Origin of the sequence: Mesorhizobium sp. M1338, assembly GCF_040318045.1 — a bacterium.
Classification (GTDB): Bacteria; Pseudomonadota; Alphaproteobacteria; order Rhizobiales; family Rhizobiaceae; genus Mesorhizobium.
Map to the genome: position 1 here is coordinate 19,335 of NZ_JAMYLL010000049.1, position 19,713 is coordinate 39,047.

At 57.5% G+C, this 19,713-nt stretch carries 17 protein-coding genes and 2 pseudogenes; 16 read left to right on the top strand and 3 right to left on the bottom strand.

Annotation, left to right across the window (positions count from 1 at the left end; translation table 11 throughout):
• Window positions 1-13: 13 nt before the first annotated feature.
• Window positions 14-835, top strand: coding sequence for a MurR/RpiR family transcriptional regulator (locus NKH19_RS27805; protein ID WP_352983236.1), 822 nt, complete (start codon window positions 14-16; stop codon window positions 833-835).
• A 293-nt stretch (window positions 836-1,128) separates the two neighbouring features.
• On the opposite strand, the gene NKH19_RS27810 is transcribed toward NKH19_RS27805, so the two are convergent.
• Complete coding sequence (locus NKH19_RS27810) at window positions 1,129-1,350, bottom strand: hypothetical protein (protein ID WP_352983238.1); 222 nt, start codon at window positions 1,348-1,350, stop codon at window positions 1,129-1,131.
• Window positions 1,351-1,941: 591 nt separating this feature from the next.
• Here NKH19_RS27810 and NKH19_RS27815 point away from each other — a divergent pair.
• The gene (locus NKH19_RS27815; protein WP_352983239.1) at window positions 1,942-3,219 is read left to right on the top strand and encodes a D-arabinono-1,4-lactone oxidase; all 1,278 of its coding nucleotides are present in this window, start codon (window positions 1,942-1,944) and stop codon (window positions 3,217-3,219) included.
• On the opposite strand, the gene NKH19_RS27820 is transcribed toward NKH19_RS27815, so the two are convergent.
• On the bottom strand, window positions 3,216-4,043 hold the full coding sequence (locus NKH19_RS27820; RefSeq protein WP_352983241.1) for a MurR/RpiR family transcriptional regulator: 828 nt from the start codon (window positions 4,041-4,043) through the stop codon (window positions 3,216-3,218). The two genes, NKH19_RS27815 and NKH19_RS27820, sit on opposite strands and share 4 nt — an antisense overlap.
• Window positions 4,044-4,408: 365 nt before the next feature.
• Between NKH19_RS27820 and NKH19_RS27825 the strand changes: the two genes are divergently transcribed.
• The 14 genes and pseudogenes from NKH19_RS27825 to NKH19_RS27890 form a co-directional block, all read left to right on the top strand.
• Complete coding sequence (locus NKH19_RS27825; protein WP_198032899.1) at window positions 4,409-5,281, top strand: N-acetylglucosamine kinase; 873 nt, start codon at window positions 4,409-4,411, stop codon at window positions 5,279-5,281.
• Window positions 5,278-6,291, top strand: coding sequence for an SIS domain-containing protein (locus tag NKH19_RS27830; RefSeq protein WP_352983243.1), 1,014 nt, complete (start codon window positions 5,278-5,280; stop codon window positions 6,289-6,291). The genes NKH19_RS27825 and NKH19_RS27830 overlap by 4 nt, the downstream gene beginning before the upstream one ends.
• 384 nt (window positions 6,292-6,675) lie before the next feature.
• On the top strand, window positions 6,676-7,554 hold the full coding sequence (locus NKH19_RS27835) for a carbohydrate ABC transporter permease (RefSeq protein WP_352983245.1): 879 nt from the start codon (window positions 6,676-6,678) through the stop codon (window positions 7,552-7,554).
• An 85-nt stretch (window positions 7,555-7,639) separates the two neighbouring features.
• Window positions 7,640-8,464 carry a carbohydrate ABC transporter permease gene (locus tag NKH19_RS27840; RefSeq protein ID WP_352983246.1) on the top strand — a complete coding sequence of 275 codons (825 nt, stop codon included), beginning with the start codon at window positions 7,640-7,642 and terminating at the stop codon, window positions 8,462-8,464.
• Between the two features lie 39 nt (window positions 8,465-8,503).
• The gene (locus tag NKH19_RS27845; protein ID WP_352983247.1) at window positions 8,504-9,790 is read left to right on the top strand and encodes an ABC transporter substrate-binding protein; all 1,287 of its coding nucleotides are present in this window, start codon (window positions 8,504-8,506) and stop codon (window positions 9,788-9,790) included.
• Between the two features lie 79 nt (window positions 9,791-9,869).
• Window positions 9,870-11,348, top strand: a complete 1,479-nt coding sequence (locus NKH19_RS27850) for a sulfatase family protein (RefSeq protein ID WP_352983248.1) — start codon at window positions 9,870-9,872, stop codon at window positions 11,346-11,348.
• Window positions 11,349-11,703: 355 nt separating this feature from the next.
• A complete protein-coding gene (locus NKH19_RS27855; RefSeq protein ID WP_352983250.1) occupies window positions 11,704-12,525 on the top strand; it encodes a MurR/RpiR family transcriptional regulator in 822 nt (273 codons plus the stop codon).
• 29 nt (window positions 12,526-12,554) lie between these two features.
• Window positions 12,555-13,703 (top strand): ABC transporter ATP-binding protein, encoded by a 1,149-nt coding sequence (locus NKH19_RS27860; RefSeq protein WP_352983252.1) that lies wholly within the window; start codon window positions 12,555-12,557, stop codon window positions 13,701-13,703.
• Window position 13,704: 1 nt separating this feature from the next.
• Window positions 13,705-14,658: a carbohydrate ABC transporter permease gene (locus NKH19_RS27865; protein ID WP_352983253.1), complete on the top strand. Its 954-nt coding sequence runs from the start codon at window positions 13,705-13,707 to the stop codon at window positions 14,656-14,658.
• Window positions 14,655-15,488: a carbohydrate ABC transporter permease gene (locus NKH19_RS27870; RefSeq protein WP_352983254.1), complete on the top strand. Its 834-nt coding sequence runs from the start codon at window positions 14,655-14,657 to the stop codon at window positions 15,486-15,488. The genes NKH19_RS27865 and NKH19_RS27870 overlap by 4 nt, the downstream gene beginning before the upstream one ends.
• 38 nt (window positions 15,489-15,526) lie before the next feature.
• The gene (locus NKH19_RS27875; protein ID WP_352983256.1) at window positions 15,527-16,783 is read left to right on the top strand and encodes an ABC transporter substrate-binding protein; all 1,257 of its coding nucleotides are present in this window, start codon (window positions 15,527-15,529) and stop codon (window positions 16,781-16,783) included.
• A gap of 59 nt (window positions 16,784-16,842) precedes the next feature.
• The gene (locus NKH19_RS27880) at window positions 16,843-17,652 is read left to right on the top strand and encodes a phosphodiesterase (protein WP_352983258.1); all 810 of its coding nucleotides are present in this window, start codon (window positions 16,843-16,845) and stop codon (window positions 17,650-17,652) included.
• Entirely contained in the window at window positions 17,649-18,359 is a 711-nt protein-coding gene (locus NKH19_RS27885) for an HAD family hydrolase (RefSeq protein ID WP_352983259.1), read from the top strand. Before NKH19_RS27880 ends, NKH19_RS27885 begins: the two co-directional genes overlap by 4 nt.
• A gap of 96 nt (window positions 18,360-18,455) precedes the next feature.
• Window positions 18,456-19,427, top strand: a pseudogene (locus NKH19_RS27890) (IS3 family transposase); the annotation flags it as partial.
• 13 nt (window positions 19,428-19,440) lie between these two features.
• Here the strand turns inward: NKH19_RS27890 and NKH19_RS27895 are convergent.
• A pseudogene (locus NKH19_RS27895) lies at window positions 19,441-19,713 on the bottom strand (IS110 family RNA-guided transposase); the annotation flags it as partial.

Consider the following 19,713-nt stretch of genomic DNA (forward strand, 5'->3'; position numbering starts at 1 on the left):
GAGCGGTGATGCAATGGGGCACAAGAACGCGGACAGGTCATCAACCTTGGTGCGGGATGCTGTATATGATCTGGTCAAGAGCGGACCCAGCTCACAATCCAGGATCGCGCATTTCATTGCCCAAAACCCCGAACTTCTTGGGGATATATCCATCTCCAAACTCGCTCGTCAGGCAAACAGCGGAGAAGCGTCGATTGTGCGATTTTGCCGTACACTTGGCTTCTCCGGCTTCCGCGAGTTCAGGATGGCGTTCACCGGGGAGATTGAGCGCGATAAAGCCCGGCGACTAACACAGTACCTCACCACTGAAGATACGCATGTAAGGCCGGAAATTGCCAACCTGAGCGCGGCCCTCCAACATTCGGTTGCGGCTTCGGCTCGCCTTCTCGACTACGCCCAGATCGAGCGCCTGACGGAGCGACTACAGAGTGCCACGCGTGTTGAAGCTTTTGGTATGGGCGTCTCCGCAATCTGCGCTGAGTTATTATCACATCGCCTGATCTGGCTGGGGATCCCGATGCATTCAACAGGGACTGTGAACATCGCTCGCGGTCTGGCTCACGGGCTGGATGCTTCGGCTTTTGCTATCGGCATCTCCTATGAAGGTATGAGCGAGGAGACCGTTGCCTTTCTCAAAACTGCCCGCGACAGAGGAGCGCATACGCTTGCAATAACGACGCGTGACAAATCGGCGGTCTCTGAGGTTGCGCATGAGGTGCTCTTACTTAGCTCCGCAGGCCCCTGGCCGGAACCTGGATCGGCAAGGCTTATGCCTTCAATGGCTTTGTTGAGCGAGTGCATCGCCGAGTGTCTGAAGGGGCACAAAAATACCTGAAGGTCCCTCAACCCTCGCGAATCATAGCGGTACGAACGGCTTAACAAGACGTCGGTCGCTGCCAACACCGCCTTCGGCGAAGCCTCCCTTTCGCGCTTCAGACCGCCAGGTCATACTTTTGGTCTAGAGTAGTTCGCAGGTAACTGAGCCGAGCCTCTCCGAGGACGAGATCGTGACGTGCTAGTGTGATGGTCTTAGGCTGGGTATGACTGATGCTTTCCAAGCATTTGCCATCGAGTGGCCCTTCCTATTCGGAGTGCCATCAAGCGATCGTCAGCGAATGACGAGCGATGCTAAACGTTGGCTCGGCTATGCGCAAGCACACGACGCTTAAGCCCTTTACGAGCGGCTGGCCGAACATCTGCTGAGGTTCGGCCCTGCACGACGGTGGATGTCGAGGTTGCGCCCTTGGATACGGTTTTGCTGCGCTTCGCAAGCAGGCCGAAATTCAAGCCGGGCTTCTGAAGGGGATCGATGAGAACTTGAATAGTCTTGTCGCGGTCGCGCGCCGCCATGATGTTCCTGCGCCGAAGGCGCGGCTGTGACAGAGATCGATCCGTCCTGAACAGACGCTCCGACCCCGAGATTGTTGCCGATCGTCTCTCCCCAGCCCAGCGCCCTCATTCTGGTGCAAGTGGACCCACTAAACCTCAAAATTGGTGGCGCGCCCATGAAAGGATACGCATCCCTGCCGGCACTGATGTGATGAAAAAGACCATCTATTGATATGAAAATACCATCTGGGCGCAACGGTCGGCCTCCGCCCGCTGGTTGCCTTCAGCGGGCTCTAGTTTCTGGCCTGAGTTCGTGGGGCATCAAGGCTTGAAATGAGCTGAGCCACGATCCAATGAGGTCCCGGAGTTCAAGACGGTTTTCGATTGGTGCCCCACACGATGGTCGGATTCGCGCCTTGGCACAGTTCAGTTTACAATGGAAATTATCTTCTTTTATATGTAATGCGATGGTGATATCCATCATAGCGTCCCAAAATCAGTCGGGGGCGGCCACAGCGCGACAGCGCTGCCGTTTCAGCTGAAACGGGACGGCTGCCCAAGCCATAAGAATGCCGCCAAGCACCCGAGAAAACGCAAACAAGGATAACTCCATTGCCTTCTTCAGAAACAGGATCGCCGACACTCGGCCCGAGCATGATTTGGCGGAACTGGGTGAGCAATCAGGTTTGTCGGGTAAAGCATTTCGAGATGCCAAGCTCGGACGATGACGTTTGCAGTACGATCAAGGCAGCAGCCTCGAAAAACCTGCGCGTCCGCGTTGTGGGTACGGGACACTCTTATACGCCGATTGTCCCCACGGACGGAGTTCTGATCTCGGCGGAGCGTCTATCGGGGATCGAAAATATCGACCCAACCAGCGGCAGCGTGACGCTTCGCGGCGGAACGCGGATTTGTGACGTTGGTCCTGAACTGCGTTCTGCAGGTTGGGCATTGCCGAACCAGGGCGATATCGATCTGCAAACGATAAGCGGGGCCGTATCGACGGGTACGCATGGCAGCGGCGACAGCTTAAAATGCTTAGCGGGCCCGATAGTTGGAATGCGGATAGCCACCGGCGACGGATCCATCGTCAATTTCGATGCTTCGCAAGACGTCGACGCCCTCAACACTGCAAAAGTTTCTATCGGAATGTTCGGTGTGGTACTTTCCGTCACGATGAAGCTTATTCCCGCTTTTGATCTTCATGACAAAATATGGCGTGAGGATTTCGAAGAATGCATGGATCACCTGGATCAGCTATGTCAGGAAAACCGGAGTCTCCGCGTTTTCTGGTGCCCGACCGAACACTCGGCGTCCTTATACAGCCTGCCCGACACGTCTGGCATCGGACGTACTCGCAGCAAATCTGATGTCTGCGAAATGAGAACGCTGAACATCACGGCTCAATTGCCAGAGTCTGTCGAAGATCGGGCCGGCGAGAGAATAGGGCCCAGCTACCGGATATTTCCGGGTTCAATTCCGATGCCGAACCATAACGAATGCGAATACTCGGTGCCCTACGAGGACGGTCCGGCGGTATTCCGCGAAATCCGCAAGCTGATACAGACGAAGTATCCGTCGCAGATATTCCCGGTGGAGTATAGAACCGTGGCGGCTGACGATATTTGGTTGAGTCCGTACTTTCAGCGGAAGACCGCGATGATATCCGTGTCCGGCGCAGCAGGAGAGGACTACTGGGATTTCATCCGTGATTGCGAGACGATCTTTTCCTCGGTGAAAGGTCGTCCGCACTGGGGCAAACTTCACAGTCTGGGGCGGTCCGAGATCGAAGCCTTGTACCCAAGATACCGGGATTTTGTTTCCCAAAGGGCTCGCTTTGATCCGGACGGTCGTTTCCTGAACGACTACCTGCGCGAACGTTTCGGCTAAAAGCTTTTATCTATGGTGGCTTCTGCGGTTCGCTGCATAGCCGCCTGGAACTTGCTGCCATCTTTAGCGATCATGTTGGCGAGGATGTCGATGATCAAATATTGTCCAGCGACCCGGGAGAATGCTCCTCGCATGATGGGGGTGTCTGTTGAGGATGCTCCCAGTACAGCGTCCGCGTTGGCAGCGATTGGACTGCGTATATGACATGTGATTGCGATGGTGAATGCGCCAGCAGCCTTGGCTGCCATAAGTGAGTTGATGGTATCCTTGCTCGAGCCAGATTCCGAAATTGCGAGTGCGACTTGCTTCGGCCCGAGATTCACGGCACTCATGACTGCGAGATGCGGGTCGTCCAGCACGCGCGACACCAGTCCGAATCGAACAAACAAGTAATGCGCGTATCGGGCCACATTCGCAGAGCCCCCGAAACCGTAGAGATCGATACTTTTTGCTCGTATGATCTGTTTTACCGCCAATTCGAGAGCGGCCTGGTTCAACAGGTCCTTTGTCTGCTTGAGCGCGGTGACGGCCGTCGACAGCGTATCGTCGATGACGTCACCAGAGGGGCTGGCGTGTCTGATTGTCTGGTGAGTGGAGAGTTCGATTCCCAACGCCAGTTTGAAACGCTGAAAGCTCGAAAATTTGATGTCTCTGCAGAACCTTAAGACGCTCGCTTCGCTCGATCCGGATCCGTCAGCAACCTCCGTAATGGTTTGGTTCACGACCTTCGCGGGATCCTTAAGGACGTACTCACTGATGCGAAGGAGCGCCGGACTGAGACTGGGCTGAGACGATCGCAATCGCGCTAAAATGTGTTCCTGCATTAAAACGATTCCCTTGAGATCACGGGGCTCCAGCTCCTCTGGGTTTGATTTGACGCGGGCAGCGAGAGCAATAGGAACTTTTCAGCACATTGCCAAGCAGTGAACATAATTTTCGTTAGGGCTCTACCGCCTGCCTCCCTTTTTGCAACTGACATCCGACATCCCTTCGTCAACGGTAAGATAACTCGAGATGATGAAAAAAACCATCTTTTGTGAAAGAGAAAATAGTGATATTCTTCTAAAAATAGACTGGAACCGCGGCCGCTACACGCGAATGCGAACAGAGTGAAGAGATGGGTTCTATAACAATTGGTGTCGATATCGGTGGCACCAAAACGCATTTGAGGGCTTGCCTGGACCAGGGTATGGCCCGCGACTTGGTCGTGCGAACCAGTGAATGGCGTTCTGGCGCCTATGACCACGATATCCCTGGACTAATCGCGCTAATCCGCAGATTTGCTGCTGGCGCCACGCCCAACAGCATCGCGATTGGCTCTCATGGATGCGATGATGAGGAAGAGTGCGCCGTCCTCCAACAGCCACTTTCCAATCATTTTGCCTGCCCCTTAAGGGTCGTCAATGATGCAGAACTTTTTCCCCTCGCCATGGGGCTTTCCAGCGGAATTGGTGTCGTCGCGGGCACTGGCTCAATCGCCGTCGCTCGGGACCAGAAAGGCAAGATGCATGTCGCAGGCGGTTGGGGCTGGGCAATCGGAGACGAAGGGAGCGCTCCAGGTTTAGTACGCGAGGCCGGCCGAGCAGTGCGATTGCATATTGACCTGGGAGGGGCGAGGTCAGAGCCGCTTGTCGAAGCGCTTTGTGAGGCATTCGGACTGAATAGCCCCACGAACATCGGCACCGCGATCGCGAAGGAAGGCAGCGCCTCGGCTCTGGGGCGACACGCACCCGTTATCTTCTACGCCGCCAATGAAGGTTCGTCCTTGGCTAAACGCGTTATTGACGAGGGCGCAGCGGCCCTGACTCAGTTGGTCCACCATTTGATGTTGGCGGGCGTGCCCGACAAAGACGTCGTGGTAGGCGGGGGGGTCATTCTCGCCCAGCCCCTTTTAGCCAATGCGTTCTCCCATCAAATTTCCAATCGTTTCGGGGCGACAGTAGCGGTCACCTTCCTCGACAAGCCGCCGGTTTTAGGCGCCTGCGTTATGGCGCGGCAACTTCGCATGGCCGGCGATCGCTCAGAGAGCTCAATCATCTTCCAACACAAGGATATCCAATGATTTACAGGTCAACGATCGCTCGCCAACCCGATCAGTTTCGCCATACTTTGGAAGTCGTCGGAACGCAGCTTCGCGATTTTGATCTCGTGCCGTTTGAAAAGGGGACTGTGGTCGTTACCGGGATAGGCGCGAGTTACGAAGCAGCGGGGGTAGTGGCCGGTGAACTGCAACGTCGCGGTAGACGAGCAAATACTTGGCGCGCGGTCGATCTCATGGAGCCGGGCGACCCTGGCGACGCGGTCATAGTCTTTTCTGTCGGAGGAAGAAGCATCGAGCCAATCGCTGCACTCACCGTCCACAGTAGGTTACCATCCCTCGCGATTACAAGCGAAGGCAACGACCCACTGTCACGCACCGCTTCGGCAGCACTTCACTTTGAGTCCGGTCCGGATTCACTGCCGTCGAGCACCGGCTACACAGGCTCGCTGCTGGCAGGCGGGCTGCTGATAGATGCGCTCTGTGGTGAAGACAGCTTCAATTGGAACGACATTCCTCTGATAGCAAGCGAGGTCTTGGAAGACTCGGCGAAAAAGATGGCACGTATTAGAGAAATGTTTCATGACCAGCGGGCGATCGATTGCGTCGGCGCGATATCGGCCTTGGGTACAGCGGGCGAGGCTTGTTTGCTCATTCGCGAGGCTGCGAGGGTGCCCACCGGCGTCTCAGACACGCTGCACTACTTGCACGGCCCGATGGAATCGATGGATCAGGCAACCGGGATTTTGATATTCGGTGACGGCCGCGAAGTGCGACTGGCGCAGGAATTGGCTGAAATCGGCTGTGCAGTTCTTCTGGTGACCGCAAGCGAGTCGCCTCAAGACGACAAAAACCTGACAGTTGTGAAGGTACCATTTTTGCAGAACCGCGTGGCACGATCAATCGTGGACATCCTGCCGGCTCAACTGTTGGCCGCAGAGCTGTCCGACGCGGCTGGACTTACTGATGCCCAGTTTCGTTATAGCCAAAATGACACAAAGGTGACCATGAACGAATCGGAGCCACGGATCTGAGCACGCGCGTCCGGAGAACGTTTCGGACGTCCTTCTTAGCCCCTGATCAAGACAGCAATGGCGAGTCAGTGGCAGTGATCCAGCTACCTCGGAGGCCTTGGTCGACGGGTAGGAATGCGTCGTGCTTCGCCTACCAATTGAATGCTGCGCAGCATTCTGTTTCCAAAGGCGCATGAAACTTGGAAAGGTAACTCTACAAAAAAACTATACATCGTGGAATTTTCTCGGCACTTCATCACGTCGACGGCCGCGAATTACTCACCACGGGGCGAACACTGCATCGTTGACGCCCTCATGCTTGCTGAAGCTCGCTTTAGCGTTGCTGACAGCAGCTGAGGGGGCCCATTCCAGGGCGAGCATAAATAATTCCAGGAGCAACGGACGATGGCATCTTCCCGGCTTAAAATGTCTTCGGCGCTCGTTACACCCGCGATCGGGTTCCTATGTCTTGCGACGCTCGTGCCGATTGCAGCTGTCGTTGCCCTCTCGTTCGGGGACTTCAACATAGCCTTCCCGGAAAAGACGCGCTTTATCGGGCTTTACAATTACGCGCGCTTCTTATCCGACGGTCGGTTTATCAACGCCGCACTAGTTACGTTCATTTTGGTCGTCGTCCCCGTCAGCCTCCAACTACTGTGTGGGTTAGCGTTGGCAATAGCGCTAAAGGAAAAGCTCGTTGGCACACGGTGGATGCGAGCAGCTTTCCTGCTCCCGTCCGTAGTTCCGCCAGCGGTGGGCGGAATTGTGTGGAAGTTGTTCCTCATTCCTGGTGTGGGCGGCTTGTCTTATCTCGCAAGCGTGTTCGGCCACAATTTCGAAGCTGACTTACTTGGAAGCAAAACGTCAGCGCTTGTCTCCGTGATCATCGTATCGATTTGGTTTGGGGTTCCCATAGTTGCTTTGCTGCTTCTTTCGTCTTTGGACTCGATCCCGGACGAGATTTATGAGGCGGCAAACCTCGACGGAGCAAGTTGGGCCCAGGCGCAATGGTATATTTCCATACCGCTCGTCTTACCTGCGATGGGAGCCGTTGCCGTGTTTCAAGCTTTAGAGGTCCTTGGGATTTTCCCCGTGATCTTCGTGTTGACAGGTGGCGGGCCGGCAGGGGCGACTGAACCCCTAAATTTCTACGCTTTTCTGACCGCATTTACATATCTCGATCTTGATTATTCCGCCGCAATTCTCGTGGCATTCACAACAACGATCGTCGGCGTGTGCTTTTGGTCTATTCGCCAAATCTCGGCCGCTCGCGTTGGGAGGTAAGCCCATGCGGCGTGACCTTGGACGTCACATCTCCGGACATCATCCATTCGCCAAATCTCGGCCACTCGAGTTGGGAGATAAGCCCATGCGTCGAGACCTTGGACGTCACATCTACGGATATCTTGTCTGCGCTGCCTTTGCGCTATTCCTATTCTCGCCTATATTGTGGACCCTATCGACATCTCTCAAACAGCCCACCGAGATGTTTCAATGGCCGCCCGTGATCGTGGGGGAGCCATCCACTCAGCACTATACTGCGATAATCGCTGACAAGGACTTCTCTTCCGCGCTCATCAATTCAATTGTGGTCTCATGCAGCACCATCATATTGACCATGGCGCTTTCGGTCCCGGCAGCCTTTGGTATCTCTCATTTGCAGAAAACTGCCATGCGAAGGCTATTGACGTTGGTATTGGCACTCCGGGCGGCGCCAGCGATGATCTACATCATCCCCTATTTTCTCTTTTTTCGCCAAGTACACCTCGTCGACACGAAGATTGCGCTGATCATCGTCAACACAATGTTCGCGGTTCCGCTTGCGATCTGGTATTTGTCGGCGTTTTTTGACCAAGTGCCGCGTGAAATTGAAGAAGCCGCGATGATAGACGGCGCGTCAACGCTGCAGACGATGACGCTCATCTCGATACCCATCGCCAGATCTGGCATCCTGGCAACAGCAATACTGATATTCATTGGTTCGTGGAACGAGTTTCTTTTTGCGCTGACACTGACACGCGATGACGCAAAAACTGCAGCCGTCGCAATACTGAATTTCATGCCATTTGAGGGGACCGATTGGGGCAAGGCGGCAGCCGCATGCGTGCTTATGCTGGTCCCGATCGTGATTTTCGTGCCGTTCGTAAAGAAATACGTCGCCGGCCCAACAACGACCGGTTCCGTGAAAGGGTGAAACGCTAGCTCAAGGAGAGAAGCAATGAGATGTCTTGGAATGCTTGCTGTTGCATTAGGTGTTGCCGTCGGCGGCGGAGCGTCGGCTCAGCAGCGCTATGACGGCGTGAAAATAACGGTCCTATCGACAAACTCGGCATACGATTTGGAGCTCAAAAAATTCGCGCACGAATTCACAGAGAAGACTGGCGCTGAAGTACAGTTTGATCTCTTCGGGTATGCGCCGACCGTTCAAAAGGTGTCGGTCGAGCTCTTGACGCGCTCAAATAGTTACGACGTCGTATACTTAGGGAGCGAGGAGTTCGGGCGATACGCATCTGGCGATATCCTGGAGCCGCTTGATAATTACATTGATATGAAGAGTGCGGACGTACAGGATTTCATCGCTCCCGTGCTGCGCCTATACAACAAGGACGGCAAACAACTGGCATTGCCGCATTTCGCGGCGACGCAGCTCCTTTATTATCGTCCCGACTTATTCGAGAAGGCCGGTATCAAGCAGCCACCGCAAACGTGGGAGGAATTCCGCAACGACTGCGAGCTGTTGAAAAAGGCTGACATCCAGTGCACTGCGCTAAGGGGGCAGCCCGACACCGGTGAGAATATCTGGTTTTGGGGCCAGGTTTTTTATGGTTTCGGCGGTAAGTATTTCGCGAACGAACCGGCGGATCTGACGCCCACGGTCAATACGCCCGCCGCCGTGGAGGCGCTGAAATGGTACACAGACGTGATGACCAATTTCACCGTGCCTGGCAGCACCTCAGCAACGTTTGACGACGTCGTCATTGCGATGCAGCAGGGCCGCATTGCTATGACTGTCGAAGGCGCTCCCACCGCAGGTCGCATTCTCGATCCCAAGCTGTCGAAGGTCGTCGGTAAGCTTGGGTTTGCTTTGCCCCCTGGCGGCGTAAGTGGGAGGTTCCCGCCCTTTGCAGCACAGGCGTATGTCATTCCAGCTGCATCAGAAAACAAGGCAGCTGCAGCGGCCTTCCTTCAATGGGCGACGAGTAAAGATCTCATGAAGCGGATTTCGCTCGACAGCACCTTTGTCGCCATCACCAGGACATCGCTGTGGGACGATCCGGAAATCCGTGCGAAACATGACTATGATTATGGCCATGGATCGTTTGCGGCAACATATGCAGAAACGCTTCGCGGGGCGCCCGAGTGGTATTATCCTCGGATCCCTGAATTCAAGGAGATCGGCGACCGCCTTGGCCGTGCCCTGCAAGAGGCGGTTGTCGGGAGCAAGAGCCCAGAGGCTGCCTTGGACGATGCTCAAGGTGATGCGGTCGAAATCGTGAGGCGTGCTGGATACCTGAAATAGTCTTTACACGTCACCACCGGCGCGGTTTTGCGCGCCGGTGGTGCGCGAACTGAACCTCCATAGCGTGTGGGGATGAGAGTTGAGCAACTTTAATATAGTCTGGATTTGCAGCGATCAGCAGCGTTGGGACACCTTGCAGTGCATGGGGTTCAAAGGCACGCAAACTCCAAATATCGACCGTCTGGCCGCGAGGGGTACAGCATTCGCTCGTGCGTATTGTCAAAGCCCTATCTGCACGCCGAGCCGAACGAGCTTTCTGACAGGATTGTATCCGATCGCACACCAAGTGCATCAAAACGGCGCCGGCACGTTTCCTTCGCATCTCGTTTTGCTCCCAAAACTGATGGCCAATGCCGGATCCTACACAGGGCACATAGGAAAGCTGCACCTGTCTGCCACACGTGGCATGATAGAAAAGCGCCCCGACGATGGATTTGCCGAGTTCTACTGGAGCCCTGAGCCATTTCCGGAGTGGTCAGGCAGCCATGACTATCATGCGTGGATGTGGTCAAAAGGGGTCGATCCCGTAGCCTACTTCAAACCGTATCTTGACCAACACTATGGTCCGGGACCGACCGCAGAATATCGGCAGGCGCGTTGGGCAGGCGATCGGGCTGAGCGTTTCATCAAGATGCATTCTGATCGTAATTGGTATTTAGGCATTAACATCGACGCGCCTCATCCGCCCCTCAATCCCCCGCCAGACTACCTCAGGCGGTTCAACCCAAGTGATATGCCTGATCCTGCCTTCAAGCCGATTGATCTCGAGCACCAGAAGAAATTTGAACGAGTCGATCAGCAAGCGAAATTCGCGGTGGATCCGTGGCGTGCAGCAACAGACGCGGGTGAGACGCACAATGACGAATTGGCAGGGCCTACGCATGAAGCGCCACCCACGAAGTTCAACATTTGGGAGATGAGAGCGGCATATCACGCGGAGGTGGCTCAAGTCGACGATCTGGTTGGCCGGGTACTAGACGCTTTGACGGAAACCGGCCAGCTGAACCGCACGATCGTTGTCTTCATGAGCGATCATGGTGACATGATGGGTGACCACGGCCTGCTCTACAAAGGCTGCCGGTTCTATGAGGGTGTGGTGCATGTCCCACTTGTGATTTCCGTGCCTGGCAGCTCAGCCCAAGGATCTGTGTCGAATGCACTAGTCGAGCTGGTCGATATTGCGCCCACATTGCTCTCGTTATCGGGGCTTGAAGTCCCCAAGGCTATGCAGGGGCTCTCACTCGACCAGATGCTGCTTGGCAACACCTCACTGGATTGCCATAAGCCATACGTTGTCAGTGAGTATCACAACTCCCTCAGGTTCCGCGGCAGCCGAGGGTCTCGCGCATCAATGTACTATGATGGACGTCACAAACTAAATGTATATCACGATGTTGGAACAGGAGAGCTGTTCGATCATCAAGAGGACCCCAATGAGCATTATGATCTCTGGGATAGCCACCATCATCGGGTGTTGAAATCCGACCTTTTAGAGCGCAGCTTTTCCGCAATGATGCTTAGAAGTGGATCCGGTCCGGAGAGAATTGAGGACTACTAGTCTTGGCAGACCGGCATGGGAAGGTCACGAGCTAGGCGTTGTTCTCGCACTCTCGGAGCCGGCCCCGGTCGCCCGGTTCGGGCTCGGTTTCTCACTAGAGCTCTCGCTCGCGCCGAAGAAGCGACCAGCTTACGCGTATGCTTCTTGGCGGTCGGCGTTTCGGCGGTGGTGGCCGCAGTCCTGGCTTCGGTTTTGGAGCAGGAATATGTGGATGGGGCACATGTGGCAGGCGAAGGACATTGATTGCGGCCACCGCTCAGCACTGGAGTTGCAAAATAAATCGGAAGCCTGAAATTGTTCGATGGGTCTATGGGCTCCTCTTTCCTTCAGCTTCATAAGGTACGGGATTGTGGCAATGAGCATTAACTCACCTGCAACGACAGCGGCAGAGGGCGAGAGCTTCCTATCTGGCTTGCAGGAGGACATCGATCATCTGCCGAATGCGCTCGCTCGGATCGCCAAATACATCCTGGAGAACCCCGAGAAAGTGCTGCACCACTCGGTCGGGGCACTAGGTGAATTCGCGGGTAGTGGGGAAGCCAGCATTTTGCGGCCTTGCCGCCAGATCGGCTTTTCCGGCTTTCGCGATTTCAAGCTGGCACTGGCGGCAGAGATTGGCCGCTCCAGGCGTCCATCCACCGCCCCGCAGCAGCCCGACGCCGCCCTGCTAGCCTTGCGCGACACGATGGCCCAGAATCTAGGGATCGCGCACAGCAATGCCGATCTCGAGGCCATCGAGACGCTCGCAGAATTGATTGCGGCAAGCAGAAGGATAGATCTTTACGGAGCCGGAATGTCGGGGGTGACAGCAGAACTGCTAGCCTATCGGCTCTTGCGAGTTGGGCTTACGGCCCTGGCGTTCCGAAACTCCAACATGGCTCACGAAGTCGCCAACGGACTCGGCCCCGGATGCGTGGCGATCGGCCTTTCGATCTCCGGCCTGACAGTTGATACCATTCAGTTCCTCAAGGGCGCCCGCTCCGCAGGGGCACTGACCGTCGCCATCTTGCAGGCCTCCGGTCTTGACGACCACCCGATCGGCGGCACGCTGACCCCGATGATCGGCAAGATCTTCGTGATCGAAAGCCTGATGCTGGCACTCGGAAAGGCGATGGAGAAATCGGTTGCAATGAAATTAAACTCCAACTGTAATGAAATTGAAATAAAACGCCATTAAGCCTGTCGGCAACCGAAAAGGGACTCGGAATGGCAGCCTTGGACCTCCACATCCACAAAATCAGTAAGCGGTATGGCGAAACGGATGTCCTGCAAGACGTCTCCCTCGAGGCCGCTCCAGGCGAGTTCGTGACGCTGCTCGGGCCTTCCGGCTGCGGCAAGTCAACACTCTTGCGGATCATAGCGGGGCTCGAGCGCGCAGATCGGGGGAATATACGCGCAGGGGGCAGGGGGCTGGATAGCGTCGCGCCGAAAGATCGCGACCTTGCCTTCGTCTTCCAGAGCTACGCGCTTTATCCGCATCTGAATGTGCACGACAATATCGCGGCGCCGCTGGTGATGCGCGAGTTGAGCAGTTTCGAACGGCTTCCGGTCGTGGGCGGTCTGCTGCCCGGAGCTAAAGAGCGGTACCGCTCGATCGAGGAGCGGGTCCGGGAAACCTCGGCACTTCTCAAGCTCGATACGCTCCTAGATCGGCGCCCGGCGGCTCTATCGGGCGGGCAGCGGCAGCGTGTGGCGCTGGGGCGCGCTATGGTGCGCAAGCCGAAGATCTTCCTGATGGACGAGCCGCTGGCAAACCTGGACGCCGCGCTACGAATCCATACGCGCGGCGAGATCGCTCGGCTGCACAAGGAAATGGGCACGACGACGATCTTCGTTACCCATGACCAAGCGGAAGCGGCAGCAATATCGGACCGCGTCGCCGTTATGTTTGGCGGCGAGATCCGCCAGGTCGCGAGTCCGGCCAATCTCTACCGCGATCCCCTCGATATCGATGTTGCCCGGTTTCTGGCCCAGCCTTTTCTAAACGAGTTGGCGGTACCCGCACCAACTGGTGGCGGGCTGATGATCGGCAGCAACCGGATCATCATTCGCGATGCCCTCGGATCGGCAGAGTCCGGTACGCTGGCTTTCCGGCCGGAGCATGCATCCCTGACTGGAGCGGACCAGTCCGGCGCCCTGCCGGTGCATGTCGGGCGCATCGAGCATGCTGGAACCGATGCGAACGTCTTTGTCGGTACTGAGGCGGGTGCTCAGTTCGTCGTCCGGATTCCGGCTGAGCGCGCACAGTCCTTGCGCGAGGGTGAGAAGTTGGGGGTGGCCATCGATCCGGAAAAGGCGTGGTTTTTCGCGACAGACAGCGCGCGCCGGCGCCACGATCACATCAGGGCAGCTTGATATGGCCGTCGTAGAGGATATCCCGATCAGCTCCGAGCCTGCAAAGGCTTCAATAAAACTCACTCTGGCCCGCGCTCAGGCCCGTGCCGGCATCGTTCTCGCCCTGCCGGCGACGCTGATGATTGCCGCTCTCCTGATCGGCCCTGCCGTCCTCGTTTTCGCCTTGTCTTTCACAGACGCTTCCCTCGGTTTGGCCGGCGCCCGATTTGTCGGGCTCGCCAACTACACGCGCATGCTGACCGACCCGGGTTTTGCTCAGAGCCTGCGCAACACTGCGCTTTATGTGCTCGTGGTCGTGCCTACGACGATTGGATGGGGGCTGTTGGTCGCTCTCCTGATCGCCCGATCGCGGTTCGCGGCCTTCTATCGAACTGCCTACTTTCTGCCAGTGGCTGCTACCCTGGTCGCGCTCGCAACCGCATGGGAAGCGATCCTGCATCCTAGTCTCGGCGTCGCCAACGCGCTGTTGCAGCTTTTCGGCGCTTCTCCCGTCAGGTTCTTTGCAGACCCGGCAACGGCAATCTATGCGCTTGCAGCGATCGGTATTTGGCAGCTCGTGGGCTTCAACATGATCCTCTTTCTGGCTGGTCTCTCGACCATTCCGGACGAGCTTTATGAAGCTGCCGCGATCGACGGAGCGGACAGGGGCCTGAAACGTTTCCTGCTTGTGACCTGGCCGATGTTGGCGCCGGTTACCCTGTTCGTCACGGTCATGACGATCATCCGTGCCTTTTCGGTCTTCGAGACGGTTGCGGTTCTCACCCAAGGTGGGCCGATGAAATCGACCTCGGTCATCCTCTACACCTTCTATGAAGAAGGCTTCCGCTTCTTTCGGGTGGGATATGCGTCGGCAATTGCCGTTTCCTTTTTCATCTTCGTGACCATCCTATCGCTCGTCCAGATGCGCGTTTCCGAGCACCAGGCGCGCTGGAAAACCAATGGAGGCCGGTCGTGATCCTGGCGCAATCCTCCGCGTCCCGCTCTGTCTCGCATGTCGTGCTAATGAGCGGCGCGCTCTTCATGATCTTCCCGTTTTTCTGGATGCTGCTCGCCTCGATGACGCCGCAGAGCGAGATCTTCAACGGCGGCCTTCTGCCGATGCCGACGTTAGACGGCGCCGTCGAAAATTACGGCAATGCATTGTCCGCCATTCCGCTTCTGCGGTTCATGGGAAACGGAATAGTCGTTTGCGCGGCGATCCTCGTGCTGCAGATCGCGGTCGCCGTTCCCTGTGGCTATGCACTTGCCAAGCTGTCCTTCCCGGGCCGTCCGATCCTCCTGGGCGCCGTTCTTCTCGGGCTCCTCGTGCCGGTGCAGATACCGACCATCCCGATCTACATAGCTCTTGCAAAGTCCGGCCTGCTCGATAGCTATGCCGCGCTCATTCTGCCCTGGATCATCTCGGTGTTTGCGATCTTCCTGTTCCGGCAGTTTTTCGTGACCTTCCCGGACGAGGTGCTCGACGCGGCGCGGCTGGATGGTTTCAGCGAGCTTTCGATCGCCTTGCGGATCATGCTGCCCGCAGCCTGGCCGGCGGTCACCTCCTTCTCGATCTTCTCCATCGTCGCCCACTGGAACGATCTCTATTGGCCGCTGGTGGTGACGACCAATCCCGACATGATGATGCCTTCCCTCGGGATTGCCTATTTCCGGCAGTCGGGTGAGGGCACCGGAAATGTCGGTGCGCTCATGGCCGGGGGCGTTCTCGTGACCGCGCCCTTGGTCGCTCTTTTCCTTCTCATGCAGAAACACTTCGTCCGGGGTCTGGTGCTCGGCCGACATTAGCTCCGTTCTCAACCCAATCTAAAACTCAGGAGAGCAATGTGAAAACAATTGCAATGATCCTTGCCGCCGGTATCACTGCCGCTGCGGCATCCATGCCGGCGCAAGCCGAAACCAACCTCGACGTCTATTACGCCTGGCCCGAACACGAAGTGATCCATAAGCCGATCGCCGATCGCTTCATGGCGGACCATCCGGATATCAAGATCAACTTCCGCGCTGCTGCGCCGAGCTACGATGAAGCTGTCCAGACGCTGATCCGCCAGAGCATGGCCGGCCAGCTGCCGGACGTTCATTTCGTCGGCTTCAATGTGCTGCGGCCGCTCGTGGCGCGTGGACTTGTGAAACCTATCGACGATCTGGTTGCCGCCGATCACCTGGCCGAAAACGGCTACACGGACCAAGTGCTGTCACTCGCAACGATCGACGGCCATCTCTACGGTCTTCCCTTCGCCATGTCGACGCCGGTCGTCTATTACAATGCCGATCTGGTGAAGAAGGTTGGCGGCGATCCCGACAAGATCCCGACCGAGTGGGACAGCTTTGTTGCGCTTGCCGCCAAGATCGGAGCGCTCGGCGACGGAACGTCCGGCATGTATTACCAGCTTGGCTCGGACGACTGGGCCACGCAGAACCTGGTGCGCAACTTCGGCGGCCAGATGATGAACGACAAGGAAAGCGACGTCGCGTTTGACGGTCCTGCCGGCCAGGCTGCAGTCAAGCTGTTCAAGCGGTTCCATACCGACGGCGCTCAGCCGGCGATCGACCCCCGCGCTGCCAAGCAGCTCTTCACCTCCGGCAAGCTTGGCTTCTTCTTCGCCTCCGCCGGCAGTGTGAGCGGTTTCGAAGGTGAAATTGGAGATCGGTTCACACTCCGCACCGCCAAACAGCCGCTTGGTGTTGAAAACGCCACGATGCCGACGGGCGGCATGGTTGCGGTTATCCTCACCGACGATCCCGCCAAGCGCGCCGCCGCCTGGGACTACGTCAGGTTCGCCACAGGTCCCGAAGGCCAGAGCATTGTCGTGCCAAACACCGGCTATATGCCGACCAATACGCTTGCCCTGGACAAAGATCATCTTGGTGCCTTTTATGAGAAGCATCCCAATTGGTACACCAGCGTGCTGCAGATGCCGCGCGCCCGCCCGTGGTTCTCTTGGCCTGGCGACAACGGTGTTCAGATCGGCGAGGTTCTCCGCGACGAAATGACGGCCATTGCCCTTGGCTCCAAGGAACCGGACGCAGCTCTCGCGGATATGGCGTTCCAGGTTCGCGCACTCCTGCCGAAAACCAACTGATCGTCTCGTCCGGGACGCTGCACGCAGTGCGGCGTCTCTCCGTTTTCGCGGAATTACCAATGAAACTGATCCATTTGACTGACCTCCACCTTGTGCCGGCCGGCGCTATGCTCTTTGGCTTCGATCCCGCCGAGCGAATGCGCAAGACGATCGAGCGCATCAACCGGGATCACGCCGATGCCGAGCTTTGCGTGGTGACCGGCGACCTCACCGACGAGGGAGACTTCGCTTCCTACGAACTGCTACGCGAAGTGCTTCAGGAGATGCGCGTGCCCATCCGGCTTCTGCTCGGCAACCACGACAGTCGTCAAACCTTCTTACGCGCTTTCCCTGGCGAGCCGTGCGATAGGAAGGGCTTTGTCCAGTCAATCCATGAGACCTCGGTCGGGCGCCTCATCTTCCTCGACACCTTGGTGGAGGGTCTTGGGCATGGCGCGCTGAACGAGGGACGACTGGAATGGCTGTTGGAGCGGCTGACAGAGAGGCCGCAAGCGCCGGCGTACCTCTTCGCCCATCATCCGCTACAGCCGATCGGCCTGCCACACTTTGAGCAGTGGAATACGGAGAACTGGCGCCAGATTATGCGGGCGATCGTGGGGGCCGGCAATGTGCGGCACGTCTTCCATGGTCATGTGCACGTCGACGTCGGCGGCACCTGGAGCGGCATTCCGTTCAGCGCAAGCCGTGGGGTTGCGCATCAGATCATACCACACTTAGCGCGCAGGGATGCGGATTTTGTCGAGGACGCCCCGGCTTTCGACATCGCACTGATCGACGATGATAGCGTCCTTGTGCACCGTTTCGAAGTCAACGACCGACATGTGCTTGAGGTCTCAGCCGCAGGCCCAATTCCGAAGGACGTGCAATGAGGCAACAGAACCCTTACGAACTGGTCATCTTCGATTGCGACGGCGTTCTGATCGACAGCGAGACACTGGCAAGTCGCATTGATACCGAGGAACTTACCCGCATCGGCTATCCCACGTCGTATTCTGAGGTGGTTCTGCGCTTTACCGGCTTGTCCTCAGCCACTATGCGGAAGATGATCGAAGAAGACTGGGGCCGCCCCCTCCCCAGCGACTTCGACGCCATCGTGCAATCCCGGATCAAGGAAAGCTACCGCACGGAACTGCAAGCCATCAGCGGTATTGACCGGCTCCTGCATCAGTTGCCATTACCCCGCTGCGTCGCCTCAAGCAGCGCCCCTGACAAGCTGCGACTGGGTCTTGAACTGACGGAGCTTTGGCCGCACTTCCATCCGCACGTGTTCAGCTCCGTCATGGTAAAGGCGGGCAAGCCTGCACCGGACCTGTTCCTGTTCGCTGCCGCCCAAATGGACACTGAGCCGGCGCGCTGCGTCGTGGTGGAGGACAGCATTGCCGGCGTCCGAGCCGGTGTGGCCGCTGGGATGACGGTGATCGGTTTCACTGCCGGCGGCCACTGCCTCGATGACCACGGTCAACGATTGGTCTCAGCCGGTGCTGCAGTTGTCGCACGATCAGCTGGAGAACTTGGCGTATTGCTGGTGACGAGCGAGGTTCAGCCCAGTTCAATGGTCGCAGAAGGGACCCGGTAATAGCATGTGCTGCAACGCCCTTCGTGGCAATTGACGTGCTCCCCTGAAATGTCCTCGGTTTGAGGTTAGCCTGTTCCTTGGATGAGGAGACAGGCAATGAAGCGATCGAGATTTTCTGACGAACAGATCATCGGCATTTTGAAGGAGCACCAGGCTGGGCTTTCGGCGACCGAGCTATGCCGCAAATACGGTGTGAGCGACGCGACCTTCTATAAGTGGCGCTCGAAGTATGGCGGCATGGACGTATCGGAGGCGAAGCGGCTGAAGAGCCTTGAAGAGGAGAACGGCAAGCTGAAGCGTCTGCTGGCCGACGCCATGCTCGACGTCTCGACCTTGCGCGAGATGCTCGGAAAAAACTTCTGACGCCCGGGTCGAGGAGGACTGCCGTGACCTGGGCGATCGAGAACAAGGGCTATTCGCAGCGTCGGGCCTGCGGGCTCGTCGGCATGGAGCCGCGGGTTTACCGCTACCGTCCGTCGCGACCAGATGATGCCGGTTTGCGCGAGCGGCTGCGGGAACTGGCCGCCGAACGCCGGCGCTTTGGCTACCGTCGGCTGCACCTGCTGCTGAAGCGCGAAGGCGTGGCGGTGAACTGGAAGAAGCTCTATCGCCTCTATCGTGAGGAGCGGCTGACGGTGCGCAAGCGTGGCGGCCGCAAGCGGGCCTTGGGCACCAGGGCGCCGATGGCAATCCCGCAGGGCGCCAACCAGCGCTGGAGCCTCGACTTCGTCTCCGACACGCTGACCGATGGCCGCCGCTTCCGGATCCTGTGCGTCCTCGACGACTTCAGCCGGGAGTGCCTGGCCACGGTCGTCGACAACTCGATCTCGGGTGTAGCGCGACGATCTGGATGAGACGGCTCTCAACTTGATTGTCGCGCGGCACTCGGGTGAGCGTGTCGCCCGGGAACTCGACATCATCGCCGAGCATCGCGGCTACCCCTGCATGATCGTGTCGGACAATGGCACCGAGCTGACCTCGAATTCCATCCTGGCGTGGCAGGAGGATCGGCAGGTCGAATGGCACTACATCGCGCCGGGCAAGCCGATGCAGACGGATGTTGTAGAATAGCCCGTTCTTCTCATTTGGCGGCTTTTTCCACAGCCTTCTGCCTTTCCGGCCTCGTTCGCCATCGGGAAGTCGCTGCTGCATAGGCAGCTTCCGCCTTCTCGACGCGGGATCGTTCTTCGGCGCGCTTGGCCGGGATGTTGTAGTCGAAGGCGGTGCCGCGTCTGGCATGGCTGGTCGGAAGGCCGGCACGCAGCTCGACCGATCTGAACTTGCGGGCGAGCAAGGCCGGCCGGGCCCAGATGTAGTCGGTATCCTTGCTCAGCATGTGCCAGATGATCATTGC

Excerpts from the sequence above, each read along its gene's own strand:
- NKH19_RS27865 (WP_352983253.1), top strand. The coding sequence starts at position 13,705 with ATGGCCGTCGTAGAGGATATCCCGATCAGCTCCGAGCCTGCAAAGGCT.
- NKH19_RS27840 (WP_352983246.1), top strand. The coding sequence starts at position 7,640 with ATGCGTCGAGACCTTGGACGTCACATCTACGGATATCTTGTCTGCGCT.
- NKH19_RS27805 (WP_352983236.1), top strand. The coding sequence starts at position 14 with ATGGGGCACAAGAACGCGGACAGGTCATCAACCTTGGTGCGGGATGCT.
- NKH19_RS27860 (WP_352983252.1), top strand. The coding sequence starts at position 12,555 with ATGGCAGCCTTGGACCTCCACATCCACAAAATCAGTAAGCGGTATGGC.
- NKH19_RS27880 (WP_352983258.1), top strand. The coding sequence starts at position 16,843 with ATGAAACTGATCCATTTGACTGACCTCCACCTTGTGCCGGCCGGCGCT.
- NKH19_RS27830 (WP_352983243.1), top strand. The coding sequence starts at position 5,278 with ATGATTTACAGGTCAACGATCGCTCGCCAACCCGATCAGTTTCGCCAT.
- NKH19_RS27820 (WP_352983241.1), bottom strand. The coding sequence starts at position 4,043 with ATGCAGGAACACATTTTAGCGCGATTGCGATCGTCTCAGCCCAGTCTC.
- NKH19_RS27855 (WP_352983250.1), top strand. The coding sequence starts at position 11,704 with ATGAGCATTAACTCACCTGCAACGACAGCGGCAGAGGGCGAGAGCTTC.
- NKH19_RS27885 (WP_352983259.1), top strand. The coding sequence starts at position 17,649 with ATGAGGCAACAGAACCCTTACGAACTGGTCATCTTCGATTGCGACGGC.
- NKH19_RS27825 (WP_198032899.1), top strand. The coding sequence starts at position 4,409 with ATGGCCCGCGACTTGGTCGTGCGAACCAGTGAATGGCGTTCTGGCGCC.
- NKH19_RS27810 (WP_352983238.1), bottom strand. The coding sequence starts at position 1,350 with ATGGCGGCGCGCGACCGCGACAAGACTATTCAAGTTCTCATCGATCCC.
- NKH19_RS27845 (WP_352983247.1), top strand. The coding sequence starts at position 8,504 with ATGCTTGCTGTTGCATTAGGTGTTGCCGTCGGCGGCGGAGCGTCGGCT.
- NKH19_RS27835 (WP_352983245.1), top strand. The coding sequence starts at position 6,676 with ATGGCATCTTCCCGGCTTAAAATGTCTTCGGCGCTCGTTACACCCGCG.